This is a genomic window from Nonomuraea sp. NPDC049784 (assembly GCF_040659615.1).
Classification (GTDB): domain Bacteria; phylum Actinomycetota; class Actinomycetes; order Streptosporangiales; family Streptosporangiaceae; genus Nonomuraea.
Window position 1 is genome coordinate 1 of the sequence record NZ_JBFAMX010001118.1, and the last position, 1,829, is coordinate 1,829.

Annotated in this window: 1 protein-coding gene and 1 pseudogene; both read right to left on the bottom strand. The window is 72.8% G+C overall.

Annotation, left to right across the window (positions count from 1 at the left end; genetic code table 11):
• A pseudogene (locus tag AB0J09_RS63875) lies at positions 1-645 on the bottom strand (hypothetical protein); the annotation flags it as partial.
• A 37-nt stretch (positions 646-682) separates the two neighbouring features.
• Positions 683-1,829, bottom strand: a 1,147-nt coding sequence (locus AB0J09_RS63880; protein WP_360714150.1) for a hypothetical protein, incomplete at its 5' end; no start/stop codon positions are given.

The following is a 1,829-nucleotide window of genomic DNA, read 5'->3' on the forward strand; positions in this document are numbered from 1 at the left end:
CAGCGCCTCCAGCAGCTCGGCGGGCAGCGCGGCGGCGAGCCTGCGCATCTCGACGGGGCCGGGCTCGCAGGCCACCTCGTGGGACTGGAGTATGCCCCTGGCGAGGTTGGCGGTGGCGACGCCGGAGCGCACGGAGTAGATCGTGGCGAGCATCTCGGCCAGATGACCGTCGACCACGGCGGAGCCCGTCAGGCCCTCGTCGGCGCGGTCGAGCACGTCCATGACCACGCCGTCCCAGAACTCCAGTGCGGCCTCGACCGTGAGCTGCATCGACAACGGCCCCCTCGAGGCGCGGCCGCCGAGGATCCGGAGCAGCCCGGTGTTGACGGCGACGATCCAGATCAGGCGCAGCCGCGAGGCGGGCAGGCCCAGCTCCCGCACGGCGGCCTCGGCATCCGCCTCGGTCAGGTGCCCTTCCGGGGTCACCTCGCGGGTGCCCGCCCAGGTGGTGAGCCTGATGGCGTCGGCGACGAGCGGCACCGTGGGCACCGCCGCCGCCAGCTCCGCGTCGGGCGCCGGCAGCACCGGCGGGAACGTCAGCGCTTCGCGCTCCACGGGAGCCTCCTCTGGAGGCCGTGGCGGCACGGCGGCCTGCTCATCGATCAGCTTGCGCAGCTCGGAGAGGTCGAAGACGTTGTTTGCCACCCACGAAACTTACTGCACAGCAGTCACATGAGCGTACTCAACGGATGGCCCGGGACCGGGCTTTGAACGCAGCCTTGCGCGCCGCCTTCGCGACCGTGCCGTCGGTAATGGAGCGTCCGAGCAGCTCCAGGACCTCGACGACGTCGGGGTGGTCGACCCGCCACATCTCTTCGATCATATGGGCGGGCGGGCCGGAGGCGGCCATGTTCTCGGCGAAGTTCTCGGGGTCCTCCTCGGCCGCGGGCATCGCGAGCGCGAGCATGTCGACGCTGACCCAGAGCAGCTCCTCCTGGGTGAGCTGCGGCGCCGGCAGCCCCCTGGCGGCCAGCCAGTGGATGGCGTGCGGGCGCACTTCCTGGTCGTCGAGGTAGTCGCGTATCTGCGGCTCGGCCTCGGCGCCCAGCCGGTCGACGATGGTGATCGCGATGCCGCGGGCCACGGCGGGCGCGCCCGAGGCCGCGCTCAGCAGCTCGGCCGCGGCCTCGCCCGGCGCCCTGCCGGTCAGCCAGCGGCTGATGTCCTGCTCGGCGAGTTCGGCGGGCACGCCGTCGAGCAGCCCTTCGATGAGCCCGCGCGCGTCGGCCTCGGCCAGGTCGGGGGCCTCGGGCGCGTCGAGCCCGAGCGACAGGTAGTGCCGGCGCAGCCCCCACACGGCGAGCGGAGTGAGCTCGGCGGTGTCGCCCGCGACGTGGATCATGCCGTGCCGGGCGAGGTGGTCGAGCGTGGCGTCCAAGTCGATCTCGCCGTCGTCGGCGAACTCGTCGAGGTAGTCGCGGATCACGGTGACCGGCACGCGCACCTGGACCCGGTAGAGCATGTCGAACAGGTCGTAGAGCCCCTGGTCCACGTCGTCTTCGAGGAGCCGGCCGACCCGCTGCGCCCATGCGTCCAGCGGCTCACCGGTGTCGGGCAGCGGGTCCTCGGCCAGCATGGGGACGGTGTCCAGGGCCGCGAGGAGGTCCTCCCGCGAGGCCAGCCGGGCGGCGGGCAGCGGCGTGCACGCGGGGCAGTCGCAGGGCGCCTCGCCCAGGTCGGGCACCTCGCCGGATGGGATGACGATCGCCTGCTCGAGCGACTCCGGGCCGATGGCGCTGAACAGGGTCTTGGCCATGCCGAAGTTCGCCTGGTCGGCGAGGGCCTCGGGCATGCGCAGCGCGATGTCGTCGAGCCTGCCGCGCATGAGC